We start from the raw sequence: 1,287 nt of genomic DNA, 5'->3' as shown, positions 1-1,287 counted from the left end.
ACTATGCCAACATCAAGCCGGACGATTATCGGGAAAAGCGGGGAACCGGTTGGTTTGACATCCTGGGGTTTGACAGGGTCAAAAACGACAGTTACGAAATACTGGAACTGGGCGCCGGCCTGAAACTGTTGGGTGATATCGCCACAGCCAGTACGACCGTCAAACCTGAAGTCAGCCTGATGGCCTACCACGACTTCAAGGACGACCCGGTGACCATGACCGCGCACTTTGCCCAGGGTGGCGACGCTTTCCTGGTGAACGGCGCCAAACGTGAACAAAACCGTTACCAGTTCGATGCCGCGGTTAACCTGGAAAGCCACAGCAACCTGACCTTTACCCTGAGCTATCACTATGACTGGATGGACAGCTACAAGGCTCATGGGTTTATTGCCAGGGTTAGCTATGGGTTCTGAGTCAGGCGCAATTTATGCATTCCCACGCAGAGCGTGGGAACGAGCTAAATTACTCATAGAGATTTACTCCGTTCAGCGGATACCAATCTTCAGTCATCATTTGATCGTAAGACCATGGGCAAGTATCTGGGAAGCTACTTTCATCAAGCCTTTGATTGGCATTAACATAAAGGTTCATAGCTTTTATAGCTTTCTTTTTTGCTTTAAAGTAAGAATCTTCTAAAACATCTTCGATTCTTGGTGCTAAGCTGTGGTTTTTTTCCACTAATTCAACTATCCCATCCCTTGCATTAAATACACTTTCAGCCCAACCTTTAATAACTCGTTTAGTGGCTACACTGTCTCTCAACACCGTTGTCTGGTAATCCATTTTAAGCAGATGGAGTATGAGATTAACCAAAAAACTTTCTAACTCTCGAAGGTCTTGCTTAATACTCAACTCCAGCTCCTCCAACAGATTTTCAAGGTCTAGTTGGTCAAAATTATGATTTCTAAGCAAAGCTACTTGATTAGTCAGCCACTGGTGATAATCAGTTTCGTATAAATTACTCATAAATGTTCACTCCATTAAACGGATACCATTCTTCAGCCATCAACCGCTCCCTCCCAGTCGCGCTCCAGGCGCTTGGTGGGATACCCCCCATCCCTGGGGATAAGTCGGCCAGCAGGTCTGAGCCTTCAATTTTGTTTGAGGTTTGAGGATAGCAGTTGAAGAGGCGGGTGCAAATTGTTCGCCTTTTCCCCAACGCTCACGATCACCACTCTTAATGACAGCCGCTTGAGGTGGTTTGGAGCCCGCCTCCGACGACCGACTCCGCCATCTTTCCCATAGCTTCCACACACTCAGGCTAATCATCCCTTATCATTCTGATTG

The 1,287-nt window shown here is 47.1% G+C and carries 2 protein-coding genes; one reads left to right on the top strand and one right to left on the bottom strand.

Features of this window, described 5'->3' with window-relative positions; translation table 11 throughout:
- On the top strand, nucleotides 1-413 hold a 413-nt coding region (locus KDK19_RS06020), incomplete at its 5' end, for an autotransporter domain-containing protein (protein ID WP_257291551.1).
- A 49-nt stretch (nucleotides 414-462) separates the two neighbouring features.
- Here KDK19_RS06020 and KDK19_RS06015 read toward each other — a convergent pair.
- Nucleotides 463-966, bottom strand: a complete 504-nt coding sequence (locus KDK19_RS06015) for a DUF29 domain-containing protein (RefSeq protein WP_257255131.1) — start codon at nucleotides 964-966, stop codon at nucleotides 463-465.
- Between the last annotated feature and the right edge of the window lie 321 nt (nucleotides 967-1,287).

Origin of the sequence: Endozoicomonas sp. ONNA1 (assembly GCF_024606325.1) — a bacterium.
In the GTDB taxonomy this organism is placed as follows: domain Bacteria; phylum Pseudomonadota; class Gammaproteobacteria; order Pseudomonadales; family Endozoicomonadaceae; genus Endozoicomonas_A.
Note: the sequence above shows the minus strand (reverse complement) of the source record. Positions and strands in the feature narration are given on the sequence as shown.